The sequence below is a fragment of the Klebsiella sp. B345 genome, from assembly GCF_051131735.1.
Lineage (GTDB): Bacteria > Pseudomonadota > Gammaproteobacteria > Enterobacterales > Enterobacteriaceae > Klebsiella.
On sequence record NZ_CP180443.1, the window covers coordinates 3,323,583 to 3,349,528 of the forward strand.

At 58.3% G+C, this 25,946-nt stretch carries 22 protein-coding genes; 8 read left to right on the forward strand and 14 right to left on the reverse strand.

Going from position 1 to position 25,946, the window contains the following annotated elements; genetic code table 11:
- The first annotated feature begins 357 nt into the window (after positions 1-357).
- Together ACMYSO_RS15605 and ACMYSO_RS15610 are read left to right on the forward strand one after the other, a co-directional pair.
- Positions 358-1,707 carry an NCS2 family permease gene (locus ACMYSO_RS15605; RefSeq protein ID WP_434665751.1) on the forward strand — a complete coding sequence of 450 codons (1,350 nt, stop codon included), beginning with the start codon at positions 358-360 and terminating at the stop codon, positions 1,705-1,707.
- Positions 1,708-1,855: 148 nt separating this feature from the next.
- The gene (locus ACMYSO_RS15610) at positions 1,856-3,502 is read left to right on the forward strand and encodes a Na+/H+ antiporter (protein ID WP_434665753.1); all 1,647 of its coding nucleotides are present in this window, start codon (positions 1,856-1,858) and stop codon (positions 3,500-3,502) included.
- Positions 3,503-3,551: 49 nt separating this feature from the next.
- On the opposite strand, the gene ACMYSO_RS15615 is transcribed toward ACMYSO_RS15610, so the two are convergent.
- On the reverse strand, positions 3,552-4,433 hold the full coding sequence (locus ACMYSO_RS15615) for a LysR family transcriptional regulator (RefSeq protein ID WP_123757769.1): 882 nt from the start codon (positions 4,431-4,433) through the stop codon (positions 3,552-3,554).
- A 103-nt stretch (positions 4,434-4,536) separates the two neighbouring features.
- On the opposite strand from ACMYSO_RS15615, the gene ACMYSO_RS15620 reads away from it, so the two are divergent.
- Both ACMYSO_RS15620 and ACMYSO_RS15625 read left to right on the forward strand, forming a co-directional pair.
- Complete coding sequence (locus ACMYSO_RS15620; RefSeq protein WP_434665755.1) at positions 4,537-4,947, forward strand: CidA/LrgA family protein; 411 nt, start codon at positions 4,537-4,539, stop codon at positions 4,945-4,947.
- Positions 4,940-5,629, forward strand: coding sequence for an LrgB family protein (locus ACMYSO_RS15625; protein WP_434586757.1), 690 nt, complete (start codon positions 4,940-4,942; stop codon positions 5,627-5,629). The genes ACMYSO_RS15620 and ACMYSO_RS15625 overlap by 8 nt, the downstream gene beginning before the upstream one ends.
- 32 nt (positions 5,630-5,661) lie before the next feature.
- Here the strand turns inward: ACMYSO_RS15625 and actP are convergent, their stop codons facing one another.
- The 3 genes from actP to acs form a co-directional block, all read right to left on the reverse strand.
- Positions 5,662-7,311: a cation/acetate symporter ActP gene (gene actP / locus ACMYSO_RS15630; RefSeq protein ID WP_434586756.1), complete on the reverse strand. Its 1,650-nt coding sequence runs from the start codon at positions 7,309-7,311 to the stop codon at positions 5,662-5,664.
- Complete coding sequence (locus ACMYSO_RS15635; RefSeq protein ID WP_434586755.1) at positions 7,308-7,622, reverse strand: DUF485 domain-containing protein; 315 nt, start codon at positions 7,620-7,622, stop codon at positions 7,308-7,310. The genes actP and ACMYSO_RS15635 overlap by 4 nt, the downstream gene beginning before the upstream one ends.
- 181 nt (positions 7,623-7,803) lie before the next feature.
- Complete coding sequence (gene acs, locus ACMYSO_RS15640; protein WP_434665758.1) at positions 7,804-9,762, reverse strand: acetate--CoA ligase; 1,959 nt, start codon at positions 9,760-9,762, stop codon at positions 7,804-7,806.
- Between the two features lie 410 nt (positions 9,763-10,172).
- On the opposite strand from acs, the gene gltP reads away from it, so the two are divergent.
- A complete protein-coding gene (gene gltP, locus ACMYSO_RS15645) occupies positions 10,173-11,486 on the forward strand; it encodes a glutamate/aspartate:proton symporter GltP (RefSeq protein ID WP_434665760.1) in 1,314 nt (437 codons plus the stop codon).
- Between the two features lie 37 nt (positions 11,487-11,523).
- Here gltP and ACMYSO_RS15650 read toward each other — a convergent pair whose 3' ends face one another.
- A complete protein-coding gene (locus ACMYSO_RS15650; protein ID WP_434665762.1) occupies positions 11,524-12,207 on the reverse strand; it encodes a tetratricopeptide repeat protein in 684 nt (227 codons plus the stop codon).
- 182 nt (positions 12,208-12,389) lie between these two features.
- A complete protein-coding gene (gene fdhF, locus ACMYSO_RS15655; protein ID WP_434665764.1) occupies positions 12,390-14,537 on the reverse strand; it encodes a formate dehydrogenase subunit alpha in 2,148 nt (715 codons plus the stop codon).
- Between the two features lie 273 nt (positions 14,538-14,810).
- Here fdhF and ACMYSO_RS15660 point away from each other — a divergent pair, with 273 nt between their 5' ends.
- Positions 14,811-15,545: a response regulator gene (locus ACMYSO_RS15660; RefSeq protein ID WP_434665766.1), complete on the forward strand. Its 735-nt coding sequence runs from the start codon at positions 14,811-14,813 to the stop codon at positions 15,543-15,545.
- A 67-nt stretch (positions 15,546-15,612) separates the two neighbouring features.
- Here the strand turns inward: ACMYSO_RS15660 and ACMYSO_RS15665 are convergent, their stop codons facing one another.
- Genes ACMYSO_RS15665 through ACMYSO_RS15675 form a run of 3 tightly spaced genes read right to left on the reverse strand, consistent with a single transcriptional unit; the run spans position 15,613 to position 19,104 of the window.
- The gene (locus ACMYSO_RS15665; protein WP_434665769.1) at positions 15,613-16,554 is read right to left on the reverse strand and encodes an ABC transporter substrate-binding protein; all 942 of its coding nucleotides are present in this window, start codon (positions 16,552-16,554) and stop codon (positions 15,613-15,615) included.
- 31 nt (positions 16,555-16,585) lie between these two features.
- On the reverse strand, positions 16,586-17,581 hold the full coding sequence (locus tag ACMYSO_RS15670; RefSeq protein ID WP_434670822.1) for an ABC transporter permease subunit: 996 nt from the start codon (positions 17,579-17,581) through the stop codon (positions 16,586-16,588).
- Between the two features lie 2 nt (positions 17,582-17,583).
- On the reverse strand, positions 17,584-19,104 hold the full coding sequence (locus ACMYSO_RS15675) for a sugar ABC transporter ATP-binding protein (RefSeq protein WP_434665772.1): 1,521 nt from the start codon (positions 19,102-19,104) through the stop codon (positions 17,584-17,586).
- A gap of 185 nt (positions 19,105-19,289) precedes the next feature.
- On the opposite strand from ACMYSO_RS15675, the gene ACMYSO_RS15680 reads away from it, so the two are divergent.
- Both ACMYSO_RS15680 and yjdP read left to right on the forward strand, forming a co-directional pair.
- Complete coding sequence (locus tag ACMYSO_RS15680; protein WP_434665774.1) at positions 19,290-21,887, forward strand: ATP-binding protein; 2,598 nt, start codon at positions 19,290-19,292, stop codon at positions 21,885-21,887.
- A gap of 69 nt (positions 21,888-21,956) precedes the next feature.
- On the forward strand, positions 21,957-22,295 hold the full coding sequence (yjdP, locus tag ACMYSO_RS15685; RefSeq protein ID WP_434665777.1) for a DDRRRQL repeat protein YjdP: 339 nt from the start codon (positions 21,957-21,959) through the stop codon (positions 22,293-22,295).
- 31 nt (positions 22,296-22,326) lie between these two features.
- Here the strand turns inward: yjdP and phnP are convergent, their stop codons facing one another.
- The 5 genes from phnP to phnL are packed head-to-tail and all read right to left on the reverse strand — an operon-like array spanning position 22,327 to position 25,904.
- Complete coding sequence (gene phnP / locus ACMYSO_RS15690; RefSeq protein ID WP_434665778.1) at positions 22,327-23,085, reverse strand: phosphonate metabolism protein PhnP; 759 nt, start codon at positions 23,083-23,085, stop codon at positions 22,327-22,329.
- A gap of 9 nt (positions 23,086-23,094) precedes the next feature.
- Positions 23,095-23,529: an aminoalkylphosphonate N-acetyltransferase gene (phnO, locus tag ACMYSO_RS15695; protein ID WP_434665781.1), complete on the reverse strand. Its 435-nt coding sequence runs from the start codon at positions 23,527-23,529 to the stop codon at positions 23,095-23,097.
- Positions 23,516-24,085: a ribose 1,5-bisphosphokinase gene (gene phnN, locus ACMYSO_RS15700; RefSeq protein WP_434665783.1), complete on the reverse strand. Its 570-nt coding sequence runs from the start codon at positions 24,083-24,085 to the stop codon at positions 23,516-23,518. The genes phnO and phnN overlap by 14 nt, the downstream gene beginning before the upstream one ends.
- A complete protein-coding gene (gene phnM, locus ACMYSO_RS15705) occupies positions 24,085-25,221 on the reverse strand; it encodes an alpha-D-ribose 1-methylphosphonate 5-triphosphate diphosphatase (RefSeq protein WP_434665785.1) in 1,137 nt (378 codons plus the stop codon). The genes phnN and phnM overlap by 1 nt, the downstream gene beginning before the upstream one ends.
- Entirely contained in the window at positions 25,218-25,904 is a 687-nt protein-coding gene (gene phnL, locus ACMYSO_RS15710) for a phosphonate C-P lyase system protein PhnL (RefSeq protein WP_434670823.1), read from the reverse strand. The genes phnM and phnL overlap by 4 nt, the downstream gene beginning before the upstream one ends.
- Between the last annotated feature and the right edge of the window lie 42 nt (positions 25,905-25,946).

The window sequence follows — 25,946 nt, forward strand, 5'->3', positions numbered from 1 at the left end:
TGCTATCAGCGCAATACAAAAATGTTACCGGATTGCGCATGGACGACAACGTTTGCGCATCGGCTGATTATTTCGTGAGCATCATAAGCAAAATTTAGCGAATTAGCGTAAACATCTGTTGAAAAGGCCCATCTAATGGCTGGATAATCGTTTGCTTTTTTATTTTGCTCGCTATTTACCTCTGTTCTGGGGGGAGCAAATTCATTCTGACCACCGTATTGCATGCGCGGAGTTAAACGTTTGCTTTTTGCAGCCCCCTGGCGCTGCGAAGTAGCACAAGGAGATCGCGTTTAACTGGCAGTGGATGGTCCACCACGTATGCAGACAAACGATAAAAATTTTCAGGGGACGTTTTCTATGTCTACGCCTTCAGCGCGTGCCGGCGGTTCACTTGACGCCTGGTTTAAAATTTCAGCTCGTGGCAGCTCCGTTCGTCAGGAGATTGTCGCCGGTCTAACCACGTTTCTGGCGATGGTGTACTCGGTTATTGTTGTCCCAGGTATGCTGGGGAAAGCCGGGTTCCCTCCGGCCGCGGTGTTTGTTTCCACCTGTCTGGTCGCAGGCGTCGGCTCTCTGGTGATGGGGCTGTGGGCGAACCTGCCGTTGGCAATCGGTTGTGCTATCTCGCTGACCGCTTTTACTGCCTTCAGCCTGGTGCTGGGACAGCACATCAGTATCCCGGTGGCGCTGGGCGCCGTATTCCTTATGGGTGTACTGTTTACGGTGATTTCCGCCACCGGCATTCGTAGCTGGATCCTGCGCAATTTACCGCAGGGCGTTGCGCACGGTACCGGGATTGGTATCGGCCTGTTTCTGCTGCTGATCGCCGCTAACGGCGTGGGCCTGGTCATTAAAAACCCGCTGGACGGCCTGCCGGTCGCGCTGGGTAACTTCGACAGCTTCCCGGTGATCATGTCCTTGATTGGCCTGGCGGTGATCATTGGCCTGGAAAAAATGAAAGTCCCGGGCGGTATCCTGCTGACGATTATCGGCGTCTCGATTGTCGGCCTGATTTTTGATCCGAACGTCCACTTCTCCGGTATTTTCGCGATGCCTTCGCTGAGCGATGACAAAGGCAACTCATTGATTGGCAGCCTGGACATTATGGGCGCGCTGAATCCGGTGGTACTGCCTAGCGTGCTGGCGCTGGTGATGACCGCGGTGTTTGATGCGACCGGCACCATTCGTGCGGTGGCGGGTCAGGCAAACCTGCTGGATAAAGACGGGCAGATTATTAACGGCGGCAAAGCGCTGACCACAGACTCCCTGAGCAGCGTGTTCTCCGGCGTGGTCGGGGCTGCACCGGCAGCCGTATATATCGAATCGGCGGCGGGTACTGCGGCGGGCGGCAAAACCGGCCTGACTGCGGTGACCGTTGGCGTGCTGTTCCTGCTGATCCTGTTCCTCTCTCCGCTCTCATATCTGGTCCCGGCGTATGCCACGGCACCGGCGCTGATGTATGTCGGCCTGCTGATGCTGAGCAACGTTGCCAAAATCGACTTTAATGATTTCGTCGATGCGATGGCGGGTCTGATCACCGCGGTCTTTATCGTGCTGACCTGTAACATCGTGACCGGCATTATGATCGGTTTTGCCACCCTGGTGATTGGCCGTCTGGTCTCTGGCGAATGGCGTAAGCTGAACCTGGGTACCGTCATCATCGCCGCGGCGCTGGTGATCTTCTACGCCGGCGGTTGGGCTATTTAAGCTTTTCTTGCGGTGAACGGGCGGCTCAGGCCGCCCGTTTTATTTTTAAGCCACATCCGGTTTCCTTTTGCGTTAATCTGAGTAGCGTATCATCCAGAGGCATGACGCCTCAGGTGTAAAATAATAAAACGCAGCGAACAGGGAACACATGGAAATATTCTTCACCATACTCATCATGACCCTCGTGGTCTCGCTTTCCGGGGTGGTTACACGCGTACTGCCCTTCCAGGTTCCACTCCCGTTAATGCAGATCGCCATTGGTGCGATGCTGGCGTGGCCGACCTTTGGTCTGCACGTTGAATTTGACCCCGAGCTCTTCCTGGTCCTGTTTATCCCGCCGCTGCTGTTTGCCGACGGCTGGAAGACGCCGACCCGCGAATTTATCGAGCACGGCCGGGAAATCCTCGGGCTGGCGCTGGCACTGGTGCTGGTGACGGTGGTGGGTATCGGCTTCCTGATTTACTGGATTGTTCCGGGTATTCCGCTGATTCCAGCATTTGCGCTGGCGGCGGTGCTGTCACCGACCGATGCCGTCGCGCTGTCGGGCATTGTCGGTGAGGGACGCATCCCGAAAAAAATTATGGGGATCTTGCAAGGCGAGGCGTTGATGAACGATGCCTCCGGCCTGGTCTCGCTGAAGTTTGCCGTCGCCGTGGCGATGGGGACGATGGTCTTTACCGTCGGCGGTGCGACCGTCGAATTCCTGAAAGTGGCGATCGGTGGCATCCTGGCCGGTTTTGTGGTCAGCTGGCTGTACGGGCGCTCGATGCGCTTTCTCAGCCGCTGGGGCGGCGACGAGCCTGCCACGCAGATTGTCCTGCTGTTCCTGCTACCGTTTGCCTCCTACCTGATCGCTGAACATGTTGGTGTTTCCGGGATCCTGGCGGCGGTCGCGGCAGGGATGACCATTACCCGTTCCGGGGTGATGCGCACGGCGCCGCTGGCGATGCGTCTGCGTGCGAACAGCACCTGGGCGATGCTGGAGTTCGTGTTTAACGGCATGGTGTTCCTGCTGTTAGGCCTGCAGCTGCCGGATATTCTGTCGACCTCGCTGGTGGCGGCCGAAGCGGACCCTAACGTTGAAACCTGGATGCTGTTTACCGACATCATCCTGATCTATGCAGCGCTGATGCTGGTGCGTTTTGGCTGGTTGTGGACGATGCGTAAATTAAGCCAGCGCTTCCTGAAAAAGAAACCGATGGAGTTTGGTTCATGGACCACTCGTGAGCTGCTGATCTCCTCCGTTGCCGGGGTGCGCGGAGCGATTACGCTGGCCGGTGTCCTGTCGATTCCGCTGCTGCTGCCGGACGGCAACGTCTTCCCGGCACGTTATGAGCTGGTCTTTCTGGCGGCGGGGGTGATCTTGTTCTCGCTGTTTGTCGGCGTGATTGCGCTGCCGATTCTGCTGAGGCATATCGAGTCGAGCGACCATGTCCAGCAGCGTAAAGAGGAGCGGCTGGCCCGCGCGGCGACCGCCGATGTTGCCATTGTCGCGATTCAGAAAATGGAGGAGCGACTGGCGGCGGATACCAAAGAGAATATCGATAACCAACTGCTGACCGAGGTCAGCTCCAGGGTGATCGGCAACCTGCGCCGCCGCGTTGACGGACGTAACGACGTCGAAACCTCCATCCTCGAAGAGCAGCTTGAGCGTCGGTTCCGTCTGGCGGCGCTGCGTTCGGAACGCGGGGAGTTGTATCACCTGCGTGCGACCCGGCAGATCAGCAATGAGACGCTGCAGAAACTGCTGCACGATCTGGACCTGCTGGAAGCGCTGTTAATCGAAGATCAGTAATACCGCACCCGTTCCCCGGTGGCGCTACGCATACCGGGGCTACGGGAGCTTATTCCAGCCAGAAGGCCTTACTGCACTCCAGCCACGCCTGGGCGCTGTGCGACAGATAAACCCCTTCCCGCCAGATCATCCCCAGTTCCCAGTGCAGTTCACTCTGCAACGGTATCCAGCAAAAATCCTGCGCATCGAGGCGTTCACAGATCGGCTGCGGCAGGATCGCCACGCCGATGCCCGCCTGTACCATCGCCGCCAGGAAATCCCACTGGCCGCTGCGCACCGCGATACGGGGCTTCACATCATGGTAGGTAAACAGCGCCATCAGCTGGCGGCTGAGGGCGAAATCTTCGTTATAAATCACCAGTGGATGGGCCGCGAGCGCCTCCGGTGACAGCGATTTAACCTGCGCCCATTGCTCTGTCCTTGGGGTCAGCACGCACAGCGGGTGGTTGAACAACGGCAGGGTGCTCAGGCCGCTGTTTTCGTCAACCGGCAGCGCTGTCATCGCAAGATCCAGCTCGCCGTTGCTCACCGCCTGCTGCACCGTCAGGCCACCGAATTCCGAAATCTTCAGTTCGACGCCCGGGTAGCGCTGGCGAAACTGGCTGATAGGCTCGGCCATCAGCATCCCCACCATCGGCGGGATCCCCAGTCTCAGGATACCCTTGTGAAGATGGTTAATATCGCTCAGCTCCGATTCCAGCTGATGAAACTCACCCAGAATTGCCTGTCCGCGTTCAAAAACCACCCGTCCGGTGTCGGTTAGCAGGAGCTTGCGACCATCGCGAATCAACAGGGTGCAGTTCAGCTCATCTTCCAGATTTTTGAGCATCTTGCTGATCGTGGGTTGCGTCACAAACAGTTTTTCCGCAGCGCGGGTAAAACTCTGCTGGCGCACCACTTCGACAAAATAGCGCAGCGTTCGGATATCCATAATTATTCCCAGAGACTATACCTGTGATGATTTTAATTCATTTCTGTCCGTTCCGGCGGCTCTCTATACTGCACACCTCGCTTCTTTTTCAGGAATTTCGCTCATGGCCTTCGCGCCAGCTCGTATGACCCCCCTCGTTGTACAACGCCTTCAGGTACCCGTTCAGGTGCTCATCTATGCCGGATTGTTTGTCTGCGCTGACTATTTAGTGAACTGGCTGCATCTGCCCCTGCCGGCGAATCTGGTCGGTATGCTGCTGCTGCTGGCGTTAATCGTCTGCCGGGTGATCCCGTTAAACTGGGTGCGGGCAGGCTCCCGCTGGCTGCTGGCAGAGATGCTGCTGTTCTTCGTTCCGGCGGTGGTGGCGGTGGTGAATTACACCCAACTGCTGATGGTGGATGGTTGGCGAATCTTCCTGGTGATTGCCCTGAGTACCCTGATGGTGCTGGGGGCCACCGCGTGGGTGGTGGATAAAGTGTATCGCTATGAAATCAGCAGGATGAAGCATGAGTAATTTTCAACTGAGCCTGCTGTGTCTGATCGTCACGCTGGTGCTCTATTTCGCCAATAAGCGCTTGTATCGTCGTTTTCACAAGCTGCCGCTGATGCCGCTGGTTTTTACCCCGCTGCTGCTGGTGCTGATCCTGGTTTTTGGCCACATTTCTTATCAGAACTATATGGGCGAAGCCCACTGGCTGTTATGGCTGCTGGGGCCGGCGACTATCGCGTTTGCGGTCCCGGTGTATGACAACCTGGCGGTGATTAAACGTCACTGGATGTCGCTGAGCGCCGGGGTGACCACCGCGGTGGTTGTGGCGGTGACCAGCTCGGTCTGGCTGGCCCGGCTATTGACCCTGCCGGATGAGATCCAGCGCAGCCTGGCGGTCCGTTCGATCACTACGCCGTTTGCGCTGGCGGCGGCCAAACCGATTGGCGGCCAGCCGGAGCTGGTGGCGCTGTTTGTGGTGATTACCGGCGTGTTTGGCATGGCGGTGGGCGATGTGCTGTTTATGCGGCTCGCCATTCGCGGCGGGATGGCAAAGGGGGCCGGATTCGGTGCGGCGTCTCACGGAGCGGGTACCGCGCGTTCATATGAGCTAGGGCCACAGGAAGGGGTCGTCGCCAGTCTGGTGATGATGCTGTCCGGCGTGGTGACGGTGCTGGCAGCACCGCTGGTCCGTCTGCTGATGTTTTAATTTCCCCGGCCATGTGGCCGGGGAAGGTCAGGTTAGTGCGCCTGCCCGCGTTCGATACCGATACCGGTCTGCGAACGGATAAACTGCGCGCGGAACTGCTCGCGCTCGCGCATCCCTTCGGCAGAGTTGTCGGTAGCGGAGAAGAACCAGATACCCACAAAGGCGATGGCGATAGAGAACAGCGCCGGATATTCATACGGGAATATCGCCTTTTCATGACCGAGGATCTGCACCCAAATTGTCGGGCCGAGGATCATCAGGATAACCGCCGTTAGCAGCCCCAGCCAGCCGCCTACCATCGCACCGCGAGTGGTAAGCTTCGACCAGTACATCGACAGCAGAATGATCGGGAAGTTACAGCTGGCAGCAATCGAGAAGGCCAGACCTACCATGAAGGCGATGTTCTGGTTTTCGAACAGGATCCCTAGCAGAATCGCCACCACTCCCAGCAACAGCACGGTGATTTTTGACACCCGCAGTTCATCACGCTCGCTGGCGCCTTTGCGGAAGACGTTGGCGTACAGGTCGTGAGAGACCGCCGATGCGCCTGCCAGGGTTAAGCCCGCGACCACCGCCAGAATCGTGGCGAAGGCGACGGCGGAAATAAAGCCAAGGAACAGATTGCCGCCTACCGCGTCAGCCAGATGGACCGCCGCCATGTTATTGCCGCCAATCAGCACGCCCGCCGAGTCTTTGAACGCCGGGTTTGCCCCGACCAGCATGATCGCGCCGAAGCCGATAATAAAGGTCAGAATATAGAAATAGCCCATAAAGCCGGTGGCGTAGAACACGCTTTTCCGCGCCTCACGCGCATCGCTCACGGTGAAGAAACGCATCAGAATATGCGGCAGACCGGCGGTACCAAACATCAGTCCGAGGCCAAGCGACAGCGCGGATATCGGGTCTTTCACCAATCCGCCCGGGCTCATGATGGCCGCCCCTTTCGGGTGTACCGCCATGGCTTCGCTGAACAGATTATTGAAGCTGAAGCCGACGTGTTTCATGACCATAAAGGCCATAAAGCTGGCGCCGCACAGCAGCAGAACCGCTTTGATAATCTGCACCCAGGTGGTGGCAAGCATGCCGCCGAACAGGACGTAGAGCACCATCAGCACGCCGACCAACACCACCGCCACGTGATAGTTCAGGCCGAATAGCAGCTGGATAAGCTTGCCTGCGCCAACCATCTGCGCAATCAGATACAGCGCCACCACCACCAACGAACCGCAGGCGGAGAGGGTACGAATTGGCCCTTGTTTCAGGCGATAGGAGGCGACGTCGGCGAAGGTGTAGCGCCCGAGGTTACGCAGGCGTTCGGCAATCAGGAACAGAATAATCGGCCAGCCGACCAGGAAGCCAAGGGAGTAAATCAGCCCGTCGTAGCCGGAGGTGTAGACCAGCGCAGAAATACCGAGGAAGGAGGCCGCCGACATAAAGTCGCCGGCAATCGCCAGCCCGTTCTGGAAACCGGTGATATTACCGCCCGCCGTGTAATAGTCGTTACGGGAGCGTACCCGTTTTGATGCCCAATAGGTGATATACAGCGTGAGGGCGACAAAAATCAGGAACATGATGATCGCCTGCCAGTTTGTCGGCTGGCGCTGCACCGCACCGGAAATAGCGTCAGCGGCACTCACGGAAAAAGGGAGTGTGGCGGCAATCGCCGTCAGGACTTTCTTCATGATGCGTGTACCTCGTTAATCACACTTTTCGTCAGGCGATCAAACTCACCGTTTGCCCGCCAGACATAAATCCCGGTCAGTACAAAAGAGATAACGATAACGCCGATGCCAATAGGAATGCCTCGGGTGACGCTGGTTCCGGCATGCAGCGGTGTGCCAAGCCAGCCAGGGGCGAAGGCGATGAGCAAAATAAAGCCCACGTAGATAACCAACATAATCAGCGACAAGATGGCGGCAAACCTTTGCCGGGTAGCAACTAACTCCCTGAAATGCGCACTATCTTCTATCCGCTGACAAATTTGTTCATTCATTACAGCGTCTCCAGAGGTATCCCTTTTGTCATCCACACGCCATTCAGCGGCAGCACTTATCCGCCCGGCAGCGCGCTGTCGGGAAGAGGAGGGCTTGCGCTGTCCTGCTACGTGGAATCCTTAGGGGCTATTATTTATGTCCTCTCCCCTGAAGGGGAGAGGGTGTGGGGAATGCGTTGGTTTATGACGGCATGGCGATGGCCTGCTTCTCTTCGAGCAGTTTTTCCACCACGCCCGGATCCGCCAGCGTTGAGGTATCGCCGAGGTTACTGGTATCGCCCGCGGCAATTTTGCGCAGAATACGGCGCATGATTTTACCAGAGCGGGTTTTCGGTAATGAATCGGTCCAGTGCAGCACATCCGGCGTGGCCAGCGGGCCAATCTCTTTACGAACCCAGTTGCGCACTTCGGCATACAGTTCTGGCGTCGGTTCTTCACCGTGATTCAGCGTCACGTAAGCGTAAATCGCCTGGCCTTTAATGTTATGTGGAATGCCGACCACTGCCGCTTCGGCAATTTTCGGGTGCGAGACCAGCGCCGATTCGATTTCCGCGGTGCCCAGGCGGTGGCCGGAGACGTTCAGCACGTCATCCACGCGCCCGGTGATCCAGAAATAACCATCTTCGTCACGACGCGCGCCGTCGCCGCTGAAATACATATTTTTGAAGGTGGAGAAGTAGGTCTGTTCAAAGCGCTCGTGGTCGCCAAACAGCGTGCGTGCCTGCCCCGGCCAGGAATCGGCGATTGCCAGATTGCCTTCCGTCGCACCTTCCAGCGGAGTACCTTCGTTATCGACCAGCACCGGCTGCACGCCGAAGAAAGGCCGCGTGGCGGAACCGGCTTTTAGCTCGATGGCCCCCGGCAGCGGGGTAATCATGAAGCCACCGGTTTCGGTTTGCCACCAGGTGTCCATCACCGGGCATTTTTCGTTGCCGATCTTCTTCCAGTACCACTCCCAGGCTTCCGGGTTAATCGGCTCGCCGACGGAACCCAGAATACGCAGGGAAGAACGGTCTGTGCCTTCGATTGCCTTATCACCTTCCGCCATCAGCGCACGGATCGCCGTCGGCGCGGTGTAGAGGATATTGACCTTATGCTTATCGACCACCTGGCACATGCGTGCCGGGGTTGGCCAGTTTGGCACGCCTTCGAACATCAGGGTGGTGGCGCCGCAGGCCAGCGGGCCGTACAGCAAATAGCTGTGACCGGTGACCCAGCCCACATCGGCGGTGCACCAGTAGATTTCGCCAGGATGGTAGTCGAAGACGTATTTAAAGGTAGTGGCCGCATAGACCAGATAGCCGCCGGTGGTGTGCAGCACCCCTTTCGGCTTGCCGGTGGAACCGGAGGTATAAAGGATGAACAGCGGGTCTTCGGCATTCATCTCGGCCGGCTGATGATCCGCGCTGGCTTGCTCAATCAGATCGCTCCACCACAGGTCGCGATTTTCCTGCCAGTCGATTTTGCCGCCGGTGCGTTTGAGGACCACGACATGCTCGATAGTGGTGACGTTCGGGTTTTTCAGCGCATCATCGACGTTTTTCTTCAGCGGGATCGCGCGACCGGCACGCAGGCCTTCGTCAGCGGTGATCACCAGACGAGAGCTGGAATCGATAATGCGCCCGGCAACCGCCTCAGGGGAGAAACCACCGAAGATCACCGAATGGATGGCGCCGATACGGGCGCAGGCCAGCATAGCGACGGCCGCTTCCGGCACCATGGGCATATAGATGGCGACAACATCGCCTTTTTTAATACCGAGATTGAGCAGGACGTTAGCAAAACGGCACACGTCGCGATGCAGTTCACGATAGGTAATGTGCTTGCTTTGGCTGGCGTCGTCGCCCTCCCAGATAATCGCGGTCTGGTCGCCGCGTTCGGCGAGGTGGCGATCGAGGCAGTTCGCTGCGAGGTTCAGGGTGCCGTCTTCATACCATTTGATGGAGACGTTGCCGGGCGCGAACGAGGTGTTCTTTACGCGGGTATAGGGCTGCATCCAGTCAAGGATTTTGCCTTGCTCACCCCAGAAACTCTCGGGGTCAGTAATCGATTGTTGATAGTTTGCCTTGTACTGTTCCGGGTTAATCAGGCAGCTGTCCGCAATGTTAGCGGGAATAGAATGTTTATGTATTTGGCTCATGGCTTTTTTTCTCCTTTAGATTGTTAAATATATGTCAAGTAAACGTTAATTGTAGGGGCTTTAGCGGCTTTGTTTGCTATTTGGGGGACAGATCACGCATTAATTCAACTGAATGAAAATCAATCAAATGAAACTTTGAAGTGGAATAATTTCTCTGATGTATTTATAGAAATTGAATTTATGAAATTTTTTTATAACAAATACTTATGCAATATAAGTGGGGAAAGTTCGTGAGTTTATGCACAAAACCAGCGGAAAGCCCTGTTCTTAAACGCTTGCGTAGCATGCCGTGCAAATGATACTGATACTGCGCGTTAAAAAACCCCATACAGCAACGCAACACAATTCATACCCCTTTCAGTGGGCATCATTACCTCTGGGAATGCTGCCTTTCATTGAGGAAGTCTGTAGTGAAGAAAAAAACAAACGTCAGTCTGGCCTGGCAAATTTTGCTGGCCCTGGTGCTGGGTATCCTTTTGGGCAGTTACCTGCATTATCACGCCGAAAGTCGCGAATGGATCATTTCGAACTTCCTGACGCCGGCGGGCGATATCTTTATCCATCTGATCAAAATGATCGTCGTACCGATTGTTATTTCGACGCTGATCGTCGGGATTGCGGGCGTAGGCGATGCCAAACAGCTCGGCCGCATCGGTGCCAAAACCATTATCTATTTTGAAGTTATCACCACGGTGGCGATTGTGCTGGGGATTACCCTGGCCAACGTGTTCCAGCCGGGAAGCGGCATTGATATGTCGCAACTGGCGGCGGTGGATATTTCGAAATATCAGAGCACGACGGCGGAAGTACAAAACCATGCACATGGTCTGATGGGGACGATCCTGTCTCTGGTGCCGACCAACATCGTCGCCTCTATGGCGAAAGGCGAAATGCTGCCGATTATCTTCTTCTCGGTGCTGTTCGGGCTGGGGCTCTCTTCGCTGCCAGCGACCCATCGCGAACCGCTGGTCACCGTTTTCCGTTCCATCTCCGAAACCATGTTTAAAGTGACCCACATGGTGATGCGCTATGCGCCGGTCGGGGTGTTTGCGCTGATCTCCGTCACCGTAGCGACCTTCGGTTTCGCCTCGCTGTGGCCGTTGGCGAAGCTGGTGATTCTGGTTTACTTCGCGATCCTGTTCTTCGCGCTGGTGGTGCTGGGTACCGTGGCGCGGATATGCGGGTTGAGCATCTGGATCCTGATCCGCATCCTGAAGGATGAGCTGATTCTAGCGTACTCAACCGCCAGTTCTGAGAGCGTGCTGCCGCGAATTATTGAGAAGATGGAAGCCTATGGCGCGCCGGCTTCGATTACCAGTTTCGTGGTGCCAACTGGCTATTCCTTTAACCTCGACGGCTCGACGCTGTATCAAAGCATCGCGGCTATCTTCATCGCACAGCTGTACGGCATTGACCTCTCTTTGTGGCAGGAAATCACCCTGGTGCTGACGCTGATGGTGACCTCGAAAGGGATTGCCGGCGTGCCGGGCGTCTCCTTCGTCGTGCTGCTGGCGACGCTGGGTAGCGTGGGGATCCCGCTGGAAGGACTGGCCTTTATTGCCGGTGTTGACCGTATTCTCGATATGGCGCGTACCGCGCTGAACGTGGTGGGCAATGCCCTGGCGGTGCTGGTGATTGCCCGTTGGGAACACAAGTTTGACCGTAAAAAAGCGCTGGCGTATGAACGCGAGGTGCTGGGCAAATTTGATAAGACGGCCCAATAAAATACCTGGCCCGGTGCCATCGCACCGGGCTTGTTTTTTATCCTTTGCTTATTCTGTCGAACTCTTCACAACCGGTATCAAACCCTTCCTGACAGCTGACGTTCAACCAGTGCAGCGCTTTCTGGTGATTCGGTTCGATGAAACCTTTCTCTCCCTGCAGGAACATCATGCCCGCCCAGTATTCGGCATACCCGGTACGGGACAGCGAGGAGCTGCGTTTAAAATAGTCCGTCGCCATCGCGTCATCTTCCGCTGCCTGCACCCCGCTAGCGTAAATCAATCCCAGCAGCATCTGAGCATCAACGGCAGAATCACTTTCCGGGTCCTGGGCGGCATCCTGCAGCAGCGAGATCGCGTGGGTATAATCCGTCTTTCCGGCCTGATGGTTGACCAGCACCCTGGCAAGGACGATCTCTCCGGCCTTGCTGCCGGTCTGTACCGATTTCTCGGCCAGCTGCCGGGCCAGTTTGTAATCGGCCAGCTGCGGGTTGCGAATTTTTAACTGAGCCAGCAGCGCCAGGGCGTCACCGTCGCCGTTATCGGCCGACTTTTGCGCCCAGTATTCAGCCTGCGGATAATCGCCGGAACTAACATAGGTATCCGCAAGATAGTATTGCGCACGCGGATCGCCCGCTTCCGCCTGCTGTTTGTACTGGCTTCCGGGTTCCATGGCGCCAGCGGTGAGTGAAAATAATGCCAGAAGTAAATAGAGGTATTTCATTTTTTATTATCAGTCAGGGACACAGCGAGCAGTATAAAGGGAGGCGAAAAAGAAGAAAATGGCAGCAACTGGCAGGTTTGGTAAAACCCGGGGGCGGCGCGGTTGCGCCTTGCCCGGGCTACAGGTTGTGCAGTCCGGTAACCCGGACAGGGTGAAGCACCGCCTCCGGGGAGGCGGTGTGATTAACCCATTGCGCTTTCGCGCAGGCGGGCTTTCAGCTTGTTGTACTCGTCAATCACATACTGTTCGGCGGCGCGCTGATCGGCGATGCGTTCAACGTTCACGGCGCAGTACTTGTACTCCGGCGTCTTGGTAATCGGGCTCAGGTTCTCGGTCACCAGCTCGTTACAGGCGCCAATCCACCACTGGTAGGTCATATAGACCGCCCCTTTATTCGGCCGGTCGCTGACCTGGGCACGGGTGATGATCCGCCCTTTACGCGAGTTGACCCACACCAGCGCTTCATCTTCAATCCCCAGACGCGCGGCGTCGGCGGTGTTGATTTGCGCATAGCCTGGTTCATCCGCCAGCGCGGCCAGCGCCGCACAGTTGCCGGTCATCGAACGGCACGAATAGTGGCCCACTTCACGCACCGTGGAGAGCACCATTGGGTACTCGTCGGTCAGCTTGTCAATCGGCGCAACCCAGTCGCAGGTATAGAACTGCGCCAGACCGTTCGGGGTATCAAACTTCTCTTTAAACAGATAAGAGGTACCCTGATCGGCGTCGGACTCGTCGCGACACGGCCACATGATGTAGCCCAGCTCACCCATTTTCTCGTAGGTAGCGCCGTAGAAATCCGGGCACAGATGCCGCAACTCGTCCCAGATCTCCTGGGTGTTGTTGTAGTGCATCGGGTAGCCCATCCGGGTGGCGATTTCACTGATGATCTGCCAGTCGGTTTTCAGGTCCCACTTCGGCTCTACCGCTTTAAAGAAGCGCTGGAAACCACGGTCGGCGGCGGTATAAACGCCTTCATGCTCGCCCCACGACGTTGACGGTAAAATCACATCCGCCGCCGACGCGGTTTTGGTCATAAAGATGTCCTGGACGATAACCAGTTCCAGTTCTTCAAACGCTTTACGCACGGCAGATAGCTCGGCGTCGGTCTGGAGCGGGTCTTCCCCCATGATGTACGCTGCCCGCACTTCGCCATGCGCCGCACGGTGCGGCAGTTCGCTGATGCGGTAGCCGGTGTGTTCCGGCAGGCTGTCGACGCCCCAGGCTTTGGCGAACTTCTCGCGGTTCTCCGGGAACTTCACATACTGGTAGCCCGGATAGGTATCCGGCAGCGCACCCATATCGCAGGCACCCTGGACGTTGTTTTGCCCACGTACCGGGTTCACGCCGACGCTCGGTTTACCGAGGTTGCCGGTCATGATTGCCAGGCTGGTAAGCGATCGTACGGTTTCCACTCCCTGATAGAACTGGGTGACGCCCATGCCCCACAGAATGGCTGCGGATTTGGCGCTGGCGTACATTCGGGCGCATTCGCGAATTTGCTGCGCGCTGACGCCGGTGATCGTTTCCACCGACTCCGGCGTATAGCCTTCGACGATTTTGCGATACTCCTCGAAGCCCTCGGAACGGCTGGCAACGAAGGATTTATCGTAGAGATCTTCTTCGATAATGACATGCCCGATGGCGTTGAGCAGCGCGATGTTCGAGCCGTTTTTCAACGCGATGTGCATATCGGCAATGCGCGCGGTTTCAATTTTGCGCGGATCGCAGACGATAATTTTCGCCCCATTGCGTTTGGCGTTAATCACGTGATTCGCCACGATGGGGTGTGAATCTGCCGGGTTATACCCGAAGATAAACACGAGATCGGTGTTATCAATCTCTGTGATGGCATTACTCATGGCGCCATTACCGACCGACTGGTGCAGACCTGCAACCGAAGGGCCGTGTCAGACGCGCGCGCAACAGTCGACGTTATTGGTACCAATAACGGCACGTGCGAATTTTTGCATCACATAGTTGGTTTCGTTGCCGGTCCCACGAGATGAGCCGGTGGTCTGGATAGCATCCGGGCCATACTTGGCTTTAATCTCGCTGAGGCGAGTGGCGACGTAGTCGAGGGCCTCCTCCCAGGAGACGGATTCCAGTCTGCCGCCACGTTGACGGCGGATCATCGGGGTTTTCAGACGCGGGGTGAGGATCTGGGTATCGTTAATAAAGTCCCAGCCATAGTAGCCTTTCAGACACAGGGTTCCCTGGTTGGTTTTCCCCTGTGCCGCCTCAGCCCGGACGATTTTGCCGTTATCGACCACCAGGTTGATTTTGCAACCTGATGCGCAATACGGGCAAACCGTGACGACTTTTTTCATCGGTCTTGCTCCAGTTAATCAATGGGCGCCTACGCGCTATCTCGCCCTCAATATGCATCTTCTATGCCATGTTTTCATTGTGTGTATTCACTGATAATACGTCGATTTTTTGGTCTGAATGCTGACGAAAAGCAGGCAATCGTCAGTTTTGACGTGTCGAAGCGCGGTGAGATGTGACATCGATTGAAGAAACGCGATCGCAGAATGGATTTGTCGCAGGGGCTTTGCTGAATTAATCAGACAGAGATCGTGGCATGCGGGCAGAGGCGAGTGATGAAACCAGTCATATTAGTGGTGGATGACGACAGCGCGATTGGCGAGTTGCTCAGCGACGTGCTCAGCGCCCATGTGTTTGAGGTACTGGTATGTCAGCGCGGCGACGCTGCGCTGGCGCTGGCCGCCCAGCGCACGGATATTGCGCTGGTGCTGCTGGATATGATTCTCCCGGACACTAACGGTTTGCTGGTGCTGCAACAATTACAGCGTAGCCGGCCGGAATTACCGGTGGTGATGCTGACCGGGCTGGGCAGCGAAGCCGATGTGGTGGTGGGGCTGGAGATGGGGGCTGATGACTACATTGCCAAGCCGTTTAACTCCCGGGTGGTGGTGGCGCGGGTAAAAGCGGTGCTCAGGCGCAGTGGTGCCTTAGGTAGCGAAGGGGCAGGGGCCAGCGGTAGCGCGGGGCTGATGTTTAACGGCTGGCGGCTCGATACGTTGCGCTGCGAATTGTTCAACCCGCAACAGCAGGCCGTGCCGCTGACGCAGGGAGAGTACAGCCTGCTGCTGGCGCTGGCGCAAAACGCCCGTCGGGTTCTCAATCGCGAGCAGTTGCTGGCATTGACCCACAGTGAAAGCACCGAGGTATTTGATCGGACCATCGACGTCCTGATCATGCGCCTGCGGCGTAAGATAGAACGCAATCCCCATCAGCCGACGCTGATTAAAACCTTACGTGGTCTGGGCTATGTGTTCGCCGCGGATGTCACCCACGGCGATAAAGCGGCATAACCCCTGGCGTTCCCCGGTTGCGTAAACCGGGAAGCGCCTGAGGCTAACGACTCTACATGACTTCAGGTTACTTCACGGTCCAGCCTTTGTAGCTGCCAATGTTGTTTTTGTCGATCATCATCACCGGGATCAGTACCGGTGCAGACGGTGCAGGTTTACCCTGCAGAATGTCGTAACCGATCTCCACCGCTTTCGCCGCCATGACCTGCGGGTCCTGGGCCGGAGTGGCGACAAACAGTGAGTTCTTGCGCTTGAGCGCCTCTTCACCGTCCGGGCTGCCATCGACGCCCACAATAAAGAACTCTTTGCGTTGTGCCTGTTTAGCGGCCAGATCGGCACCGATTGCCGTCGGATCGTTAATGGCGAACACGCCATCGATTTTCGGGTTCGCGGCCAACAGAGAGGTCATGATTTCCAGTCCCCCTTCGCGGCTGCCTTTCGCGTTCTGGTTATAGGAGAGCACCTTGATATCCGGGTGGCGCTTAAACTCGGTCTGGCAACCTTCAACGCGGTTTTGTACCGCGGAGACCGGCGGTCCGTTAATAATTACCACGTTGCCTTTGCCATTCAGCCGGTCGGTGATGTATTTACAGGCCATTTCACCGGCCTGGGTGTTATCGGAGGTGATGGTGGCGTCGGCGCCTTCGGCGGCCACGTCCACCGCGACCACCACGATGCCCGCGTCTTTCGCCCGTTTAACCGCCGGGCCAATGCCTTTGGAATCAGCGGCGTTGAGGATAATCATGTCGACTTTGGCGGCAATAAAGTTATCGATCTGCGCCACCTGCTGGCCCAGATCGTAACCGCTGGAGACCAACGTCACTTTCACCTTGTCTCCGGCCAGCTTACGGGCTTCCAGTTCCGCCCCTTTAGTGATTTGCACAAAGAACGGGTTGGCTAAGTCGCCCACCGTCACGCCGATGGATGTCAGCTCTTTTGCCTGGGCAAAAGGCGCGGAGGCAAGCAGCGCGCCGGCACAGAGCGCGGTTACTACGGGTTTCAAACGCATACTGTTTTCCTCTGTCTGTAGGGTATTGTTGTTATGCACTTTGATGGTGTCGGGTGCGGTATTTGTCGATCAGCACCGCGATGATGATCACCGCCCCTTTGATCACCAGCTGCCAGAAATAAGAGACCCCCATCAGGGTCATACCGTTGTTCAGCGTGGCGATGATCAGCGCCCCCACCAGCGTGCCGGTGATGGTGCCGATGCCGCCGACGAAGCTGGTGCCGCCGAGAATCACGGCGGCGATGGCATCCAGCTCATAGCCCACGCCGAGGTTGCCGTTGGCGCTGTACAGGCGCGATGCGCTCATCACGCCGCCCAGCCCTGAAAGTAGCCCGCTCATGCCGTAGACGAACAGCAGCACCAGCCACACTTTGATACCGGTCAGACGCGCCGCCTGCATGTTGCCGCCGACGGCGTAGATATGAACCCCCAGGGTGGTGCGGCGCAGGATAAACCAGCACACCACCACCACCAGCAGTGCGATCACCACCAGCCACGGCACTGGCCCGAGATAATCGTTGCCGATCCATTCGAAGCTAATGTCGGAGTTAATCACCGTGGTGCCATCGGCCAACAGATAGGCCGCGCCACGCAGGGCGGTATAGGTCCCGAGCGTCACGATAAACGGCGGTAGTCCGGCAAAGGCGACCAGTGCGCCGTTAAACAACCCGAGCACCAGCCCAAGCATCAGCGCTGCGGGAATAGAGAGCAGCGACAGCTCCGGGATCAGCGACACCACCATCGCCGCCACCGCGGTAGTCCCGAGAATCGAGCCGACGGACAGGTCGATCCCCCCGGTCAGAATGATAAAGGTCATCCCGGCGGCGAGCACGATGTTGATGGAAGCCTGGCGGGTAATGTTCAGCAGATTGCTTTCGGTGAAAAAATTGGGGGCGATAAAGCCAAACACCGCCACAATCAGGATTAATATCGGCAAAATGCCGACCGTTTGTACCAGATCGCTCATCAGCATTTTCTTCGCCGAGGCGGATTTCGCCGTCGGCTGCGCGGCGCGCGTTTTCTGCATTGTCATGGCTGTACCGCCTTAAGGTGAGAGTCGTTAACGCCGGTCGCCAGCGTCATAATGCTTTCCTGACTGATGCCGCCGATCTGCAGTTCGCCGACGATGCTGCCTTCGCGCATGACGTAGACTCGGTCGCTCATCCCGACCACTTCCGGCAGTTCGCTGGAGATCATCAGGATGGCAACCCCCTGGCGCGCCATCTGGTTCATGATGCGATAAATCTCGCTTTTGGCGCCGACGTCCACGCCGCGTGTCGGTTCATCAAGAATTAAAATGCGCGGGCCGATAGCGACCCAGCGGGAGATCAGCAGCTTTTGCTGGTTGCCACCGGAGAGGCCGCCGGCGCGCACCTGTGCATGCGGCACCCGAATATTGAGCAGGGCGATGGCCTCATCGGAGATGGTCTGCGCCTTTTTGCGGTTGAGCATCCCCCAGCTGGCATCCCGCTCCAGGGTGGCCATGGTGATGTTCTCCTGCGCCGCCAGCTCGAGAAACAGCCCCTGCTCCTTGCGGTTTTCGGTGAGAAAGCCGATCCCAAGGTCGATGGCTTCGCGCGGCGAGTGAATGACCACCGGCTCGCCATCGATTTCGATCACGCCGCCGGTGGCCTTGCGCACGCCGAAAATCAGCTGCGCCAGCTCGGATCGCCCGGCGCCAACCAGTCCCGCCAGGCCGACGATCTCCCCGGCGTGTACCACCAGGCTGCTGGCGCCGACTTTGCTGCCGTCGGTCAAATCCTGAACCCGCAGACGCGGCTGACCGGGCGGGATATCGCGTTCTTTGTTGAATAAATCGCTGAGCGGCCGGCCGACCATCATCCGCACCAGTTCGGGAGCGTTGAGTTTGTCGCGGGTCAGGCTGCCGACATACTGCCCGTCGCGCAGCACGCTAACGCGGTCGGAGAGCTCATACACTTCAGCCATGCGATGGCTGATATAAATAATTGCCATGCCTTCGTCGCGCAGGCGCAGGATCAGTTCGAACAGGCGCTGGGTTTCACGGGAAGAGAGGGCGGCAGTCGGTTCATCCATCACCAGGATCCGGCTGTTTCGATGCAGGGCGCGGGCGATCTCTACCTGCTGTTGTTCGGCAATGGTCAGCTTCATCACCAGATCGCTGGCCCTGAACTGTGCGCCGAGGCGGTCAATGACCGCCTGAGCCTGATTAAGCATCTCTTTGCGCTGCACCAGCCCGCCGCGCGCCAGTTCGCTGCCGAGGAAAATGTTCTCGGCGACGGTCAGATTAGGCGCCAGCTGCATCTCCTGGTAGATCAAGGTGATCCCTGCTGCCAGCGCATCTTTTGGCCCTTTAATGGCGTGCGGTTGCCCGTCGATCAGGATCTCGCCGCTGGTGGCGGTATAGGCGCCTGCGAGGATCTTCATCAGCGTGCTTTTACCGGCGCCGTTCTCTCCCATTAGCGCGTGGATCTCGCCGGGCCAGACCGTCAGATCGACACCTTTCAGCGCGTAAAATTTGCCAAAGGCTTTGGCAATGTTACGCATGGACAGGACCGGTGTTCCCTGCATGGCAGATCTCCTGGGAAGATGAGCGATAGATGCACTCCACCACAGGCGGATAAACACACCATGTCAGCGGCCATTCATATTTGTCATATTGATGAATAGTTAACCTGGGTCACAATTACGTGATGTGACGCTCCCGGTCATTACCCGCAACCGCCAGGATAAATAAAAAGATCGCGGAGCTGACCATGCCATCCCATCGCTATCCGTTTTTCACCAGCGCTCGCGGGCGTCTGCTGTCGTTTAATTTACTGATGGTCGCGGTGACGCTAATGGTCGCCGGGGTGGCGGCGCTGGGGTTTCGCCATGCCAGCCAGCTGCAGGAGCAGGTGCAGCGCCAGACCCTGGACGATATGACCGGCAGTATGAACCTGGCCCGCGATACCGCCAATGTCGCCACCGCCGCGGTGCGCCTCTCGCAGGTGGTTGGTGCGCTGGAGTATAAAAGCGAGGCCGAACGGCTGCTGGAGACTCAGCAGGCGCTGAAGTCTTCGTTATCCCGCCTTGCCGCCGCGCCGCTGGCGCAGCAGGAGCTGGCGCTGGTGGCCAGTATTATTCGCCGCAGCAATGCGCTCCAGCAGAGCGTGGCGGGCATGCTGGAACGGGGGCAGCAGCGTCACCTGCAACGCAATACGCTGCTCAGCTCGCTGTACCAGAATCAGAGTTATCTTCGGCATCTTCAGGATCTTAACGATCGGCCAGGCGCCGCGGCGATCGATCCCCGACGGTTGATGGAGATGGATCGGTTGATCGTCGCCGCCACCCATACTGCCACGCCGCGTTCGATCGTCCAGCAGCTGGATACGGTGCGGGTTTTCCTGCCGAAAACCAGTCGGGATCCGACCCAGGCCATGATACTGGCGGACTTCAACGCGGAGCTGGCCAGGCTGGAGCCGCTGTCGGCGCAGCTGGAAGAGAGCGATCTGGCGATCGGCTGGTATATGTTTCACATCAAGGCGCTGGTGGCGCTGCTGAACAGCGATATCAATCAGTACGTGGCCCGGGTGGCGCAGGCCTCTGAACTGCGGGCGGCGCAGAGCCACCAGCAGCTGCGCTCGATCAGTACCTTTATTCTGCTGTCGGCGCTATTGGCGCTGGCGATCACCGGCTGTGCCGGCTGGTATATCTACCGCAACCTTGGATCGAGCCTGACCGCTATTTCTCGCGCGATGTCGCGGCTGGCCCACGGTGAGGCGGAGGTCTCCGTTCCCGGTCTGCAACGACGCGATGAGCTGGGGGAGCTGGCGCGCGCCTTCAACGTCTTTGCTCGCAATACCGCCTCGCTGGCCCATACCTCCCAGCTGTTAAAAGAAAAAAGCACCTTGCTGGAGACCACCTTTCACGCCATGCGCGACGGTTTTGCGCTGTTTGATAATCAGGGGAAGCTGGTGGTGTGGAATCCGCAATATCCGCTGCTGCTGGGACTGGCGGCAAATGACCTACAGCGCGGGGTGCACTATCAGCAGTTGTTGAGCCAGGCGGCGACGCTGGCGGAACATGTACGGGAAAACCTCGCCCGTCCGTTACCCAAACCGCAGGAGCTACAGCTGGCGGGGGATCGCACCATTGAGCTGCGCTTCAGCCCGGTCCCCGGACGTGGCCTGGTGAACGTGGTGCTGGACCGGACTGAACGAAAGGGGCTGGAACAGGCGCTGGTTCACAGCCAGAAAATGAAAGCCGTCGGTCAACTGACCGGAGGGCTGGCGCATGATTTTAATAACCTGCTGGCGGTGATTATTGGCAGCCTCGAGCTGGTGCAGCCGCAGGAGGCCGATGCGCCGCGGATCGCCCGGGCGCGGAAAGCCGCTGAACGTGGGGCGCTGTTAACGCAGCGGTTGCTGGCCTTTTCACGCAAGCAATCGCTGCACCCTAACGCCGTGGCGATGCAGCCGTTGCTGGAAAACCTGAGCGAGCTGATGCGCCATTCTCTGCCGGCGACGCTAAGCCTGGAGATTGAAGCACAATCGCCGGCCTGGTCCGCCTGGATTGATGTCGGCCAGCTGGAAAACGCCATTATTAATCTGGTGATGAACGCCCGCGATGCGATGGAAGGGCGTTCAGGGGTGATCAAGCTGCGCAGCTGGAACCAGCGGGTGGCCCGCAGCGACGGACGACGCCAGGATATGGTGGTGCTGGAGGTGATTGACCACGGCAGCGGCATGTCCCAGGAGGTGAAAGCGCAGGTTTTTGAACCGTTCTTTACTACTAAACCAACCGGTAGCGGCAGCGGTCTGGGTCTGTCGATGGTCTATGGATTCGTGCGTCAGTCCGGCGGACGGGTGGCGATCGAGAGCGCGCCGGGCCAGGGAACCACGGTGCGCTTACAGCTACCGCGTGCTGCGGTGCAGGCGGTGGCCGGTACGATGCTGGCGGAAAGCGAGCAGGAGGCCAGCGGCGAGCGGCTGGCGCTGGTGCTGGAGGATGAAGCCGATGTGCGCCAGACCCTGTGCGAACAGCTGCATCAGCTTGGCTGGTTAACCCTCGAGGCCGAAAGCGGAGAGCAGGCGCTACAGCTGCTGGAGGCCTCGACGGAGATCGCGTTGCTGATTAGCGATCTGATGCTGCCGGGGCGCCTCGGCGGCGTGGAGGTGATTAACGAAACCCAGCGCCGTTTCCCGACGGTCGCGGTGCTGTTGATCAGCGGCCAGGATCTGCGTCCGGCGCACAACCCGGCGCTGCCGGACGTCGAATTACTGCGTAAGCCCTTCACCCGCAGCCAGCTGAGTCAGGCGCTGCGGCAGGTGGCGACAAATCACGTTGACGACGCAGCGCGGCCGCGGATTTGAGATTCCTCCGCTACTCGCCGTGAGGGTCGTTGATTAACGTAGGGCCAGCCCCCCGAAGAGACTGGCCCTATGAAACCACGTTACGCTACCGCTTTGATTCTCTGTACCCTGGTGCTGAACAGCCCGCTGGCGCGCGCCGATATTATCGACGACGCTATCGGCAATATTCAGCAGGCGATTAACGACGCTTACAACCCCAGCAGCAGCCGTGCGGACGACGACGATCGTTATGATGACGGACGCTACCAGGACAGCCGACAGCAAAGCAGCGATCGCCAGCGGCAGTATGACGATCGACAACGGCAGATCGATGACCGTCGACGTCAGCTTGACGATCGTCAGCGGCAGTTGGATCAGGATCGTCGCCAGTTAGAGAACGATCGGCGCCAGCTGGAAGACGACTACTGATGAGCTCCTGTACCCGGTTCGTGGGCCGGGCTTAATCCAGTACGATCTCCATGCCGTCATAACCCGCTTCAAACCCCGACGGCAGCGCGTTATCCATCAGCCAGAGATCAAACTGGTGACTGATATGGGTCAGGATGACCCGCGGGCAGCCAATCACCAGGTTGAGAGCCCGCACCGTATTTAAATCGCAATGGTTACGCGGGGTCTGCGGACGCGGCTCGTGGCTGCAGTCGATAATGATCACCTGCGGCTGGTTGTTCAGCAGGAACTTGAGCGTCTTGTCCGGCAGCCCGGCGGTATCCGACAGCCAGGCCACCCGGCTGTGAGCCGATTCCAACAGATAACCAAAGGTCAGCTTCGAGTGGTTCAGCGGCAGCGGCGTGACCCGCAATCCCTGCAATTCAAACACCACAAACGGCTCAACGGTATGGCTGAAATCCAGCAGACCGGGATGGGTAAACAGATCGTCGCAGCCCACGCTGTCCGGCGGGCCATATACCGGAATGGTTGCCCCCACACCCCAGCGCAGCGGAAAGAGTCCCTGCACATGGTCCATATGGTAATGGGTCAGCAAAAACTGCTGAAACTGGCCGGCGGGCCACTGCTCCATCAGGTCGGGTATTCCGGCATCCAGTAGGGTGACCGCCTCATTGAACTTTACCACTGCGCTGCAGGGGCGGCGGCGATGGGCATCATGGCTACGCGCGCGCTGGCAGGCCGCGCAGAGGCAGCCGAAGACCGGGACCAGCTGGGCGCCGCCGGTGCCGGTTAAGCGGATAGTCAGGCTCATGGTTCCTCCTCACAGCGCTTTTTTAAAACGCAGGTGGCTTTGGGTATACCCTTCGCGGAGATAGAAACGGTGGGCATCAGGGCGCGTCTTTCCGCTGGAAAGCTCCATCATCACGGCCCCGCGCTCATGGGCTTCCTGCTCTGCCCACGCCAGCAGCGTCTGCCCGACATGCAGGCCGCGCATCTGCGGCAGCACCACCAGCTCCTGGATCTCGCCTATCCAGGCGTTGGCATTGAGCGGGAACTGCAACTGTAGCCCAATCAGCCCGACCGTCTCTCCCTGCACCTGCGCCAGCTGATAGCGCAGGGTCTGATTTTGCAGATTCATGGCAAACCCGGCGGCGAAATGGCGGCGATCGTACGCTTTCTGCTTTAACTCGCAAATAAGCGCATAGACGGCATCAAGGTCATCCAGCGTCGGTTCGCGGAGTTCACAGGCAGGCATACTGATCCTCTTGTTGGGCATACTGGCGACGCAACAGCGTGAAGAACTGCTCGACCGATTGCCCCAGGCTGCCGTTGTTGTTGAGGGTCAGGCAGTCGGTGGGGGTATAGCGTGATGCGCGTTCCAGGCGTTGGGCGATGTCGCTCTCGCTCTCCCGTCCGCGCTGCTCCAGACGATGGCGCAGCACCTCTGGGGTGACCTGCAGACAAATGGGCAGCAGGGCGTCGGCGTAGCGCGCTCGCGCCTGTGGCAGGTGCGCGCGGGAGCCGTTCGCCACTACGTCAAAACCGGCGTGCAGCCACAGATCTATCTCGATACCGACCCCGTAATAATTGTTGTTGGCGTGCCAGCTGAGGGCAAAAAGCTGACGCTCGGCGCGGTTAAAAAACTCCGACTTGCTGAGGGCAATATGGTTTTCACTGCCGGCGTTGAACGGGCGTGTGATATAGCGGTGCGCCACCAGCAGTTGGGGATGCTCGCGCTGGCGCAGCGCGGCCAGCAGACTGTCTTTTCCGGAGCCGGAGGCTCCCATCAGCCAGATCAATTTTCCCGTCATCAGAAGACCCTCTTTCCTTGACGCCAGACATGGTCAATATGGACGTGATCGCCGCGACGGTGCGCCAGCACCATGTCGGCCCGTTTGCCTTCCGCAATCACGCCGCGGTCGCGCAATCCCAGAGCCTGCGCCGGGTTTGTGCTCACCAGCCGGATGGCCTGCGGCAGGGTGAAGCTGTTGTGCTCGTCATCGGCGATACGGAATGCCGCATCCAGCAGGCTGGCGGGGTAGTAGTCCGACGACAGAATATCGAGCAGGTTGTCAGTGGCCAGGGCGTGGGCGGCGACGTTGCCGGAATGCGAGCCACCGCGCACGATATTGGGGGCGCCCATCAGCACGTTCATACCGTGATGACGAGATGCGGCAGCGGCGGCTAAGGTGGTGGGAAATTCGGCGATCACGCTGCCAAGTTGATGCGATTCAAGCACATGTTCAGGCGTGGCATCATCGTGGCTCGCGAGGGCGATGTTACGTTCGCGGCAGATAGCGGCGATAGTCTGACGATTTGGCTGTGACCAGGTTGCTGCCAGCGCCATCTGCTCCTCTTCGAAGCGGTCCATCTCTTCGTTGGTCAGATGATATTTGCCCTGATAGTAGTCACGGTACTTGCTGCGGTCGGCGTACTGGCGCTGTCCTGGCGAGTGATCCATCAGCGAGACCATGCTCACCGGCTCGCGGCCCACCAGTTTTTCAAACAACGGCAGCGTGGTGTGGTGCGGCAGTTCGCAGCGCAGATGCAGACGGTGCTCGGCGCGGTTGATCCCGCGCTTCTGCGTCTCTTCGATGGCGTTGATCATCTTTTCCAGATTCTCCAGCCGGTCGCCGCCGTCACGCACGTCGCCGATGGCCACCGCGTCCAGCACGGTAGTGATCCCGCTGGCGACCATCAGCGCATCGTGGCTGCTCATCGCCGAGTGGGCCGGCCAGTCGACCTTCGGTCGCGGCGTGAAGAATTTATCCAGATTATCGGTATGCAGTTCAATCAGGCCTGGCAGCAGCCACCCGCCTTCGCCATCGAGCGCTTGTGGCAGCTGGCTTTGGCTCTCAGCGAAGGCGTAAATCGTGCCGTCCTGAACCTCCAGCGAACCGTGCACCACGTCGTCCTCAAGCACCAGTTTTACATTGTTGATAATCATGCTGTGATTCCCATTGGGTGCAGCCGGTCAGCGACCTGGTTGCGTACCGTTTCATCATGGAAAATGCCGACGATAGCCGCGCCGCGCGCTTTGGCTTCGTGAATTAACGCCACCACCGCGGCGCTGTTTTTGGCATCCAGCGAGGCGGTGGGTTCATCGAGGAGCAAAATCGGGTAATCCACCGCGAAACCACGGGCGATATTGACGCGCTGCTGTTCTCCGCCGGAAAAGGTCGACGGCGCCAGATGCCACAAATGTTCCGGGACGTTCAGGCGCGTCAGCAGGCTGGCGGCCCGGGAGGCGCAGGTATCGCGCGCAACGCCGAGGTCGAGCAGCGGCTGCATCACCACATCGAGGGCCGAAATGCGCGGGATCACCCGCAGAAACTGGCTGACCCAGCCGATGGTGCGTTTGCGGACTTCAAGCACCTTACGCGGCGAGGCGCTGACCAGATCCACCCATTCGTCACCGTGACGGATATGGATCTGGCCGGTATCCGGGAGGTAATTGGCATAGAGCGAACGCAGCAGGGTGGATTTTCCGCTGCCGGAATGCCCGTGCAGCACCACGCATTCTCCGGCGTCGACGGTTAAAGAGGCGTCGGCAAGGACCGGCAGACGAATGCCATGCTGCTGATGCAGAACAAAGGTTTTGTGTACGTTTTCGACGCGGATCGCGTTCATTTTTAGCCTCTTTTGCATTTGTACCTTCCCGGCGATGCTACG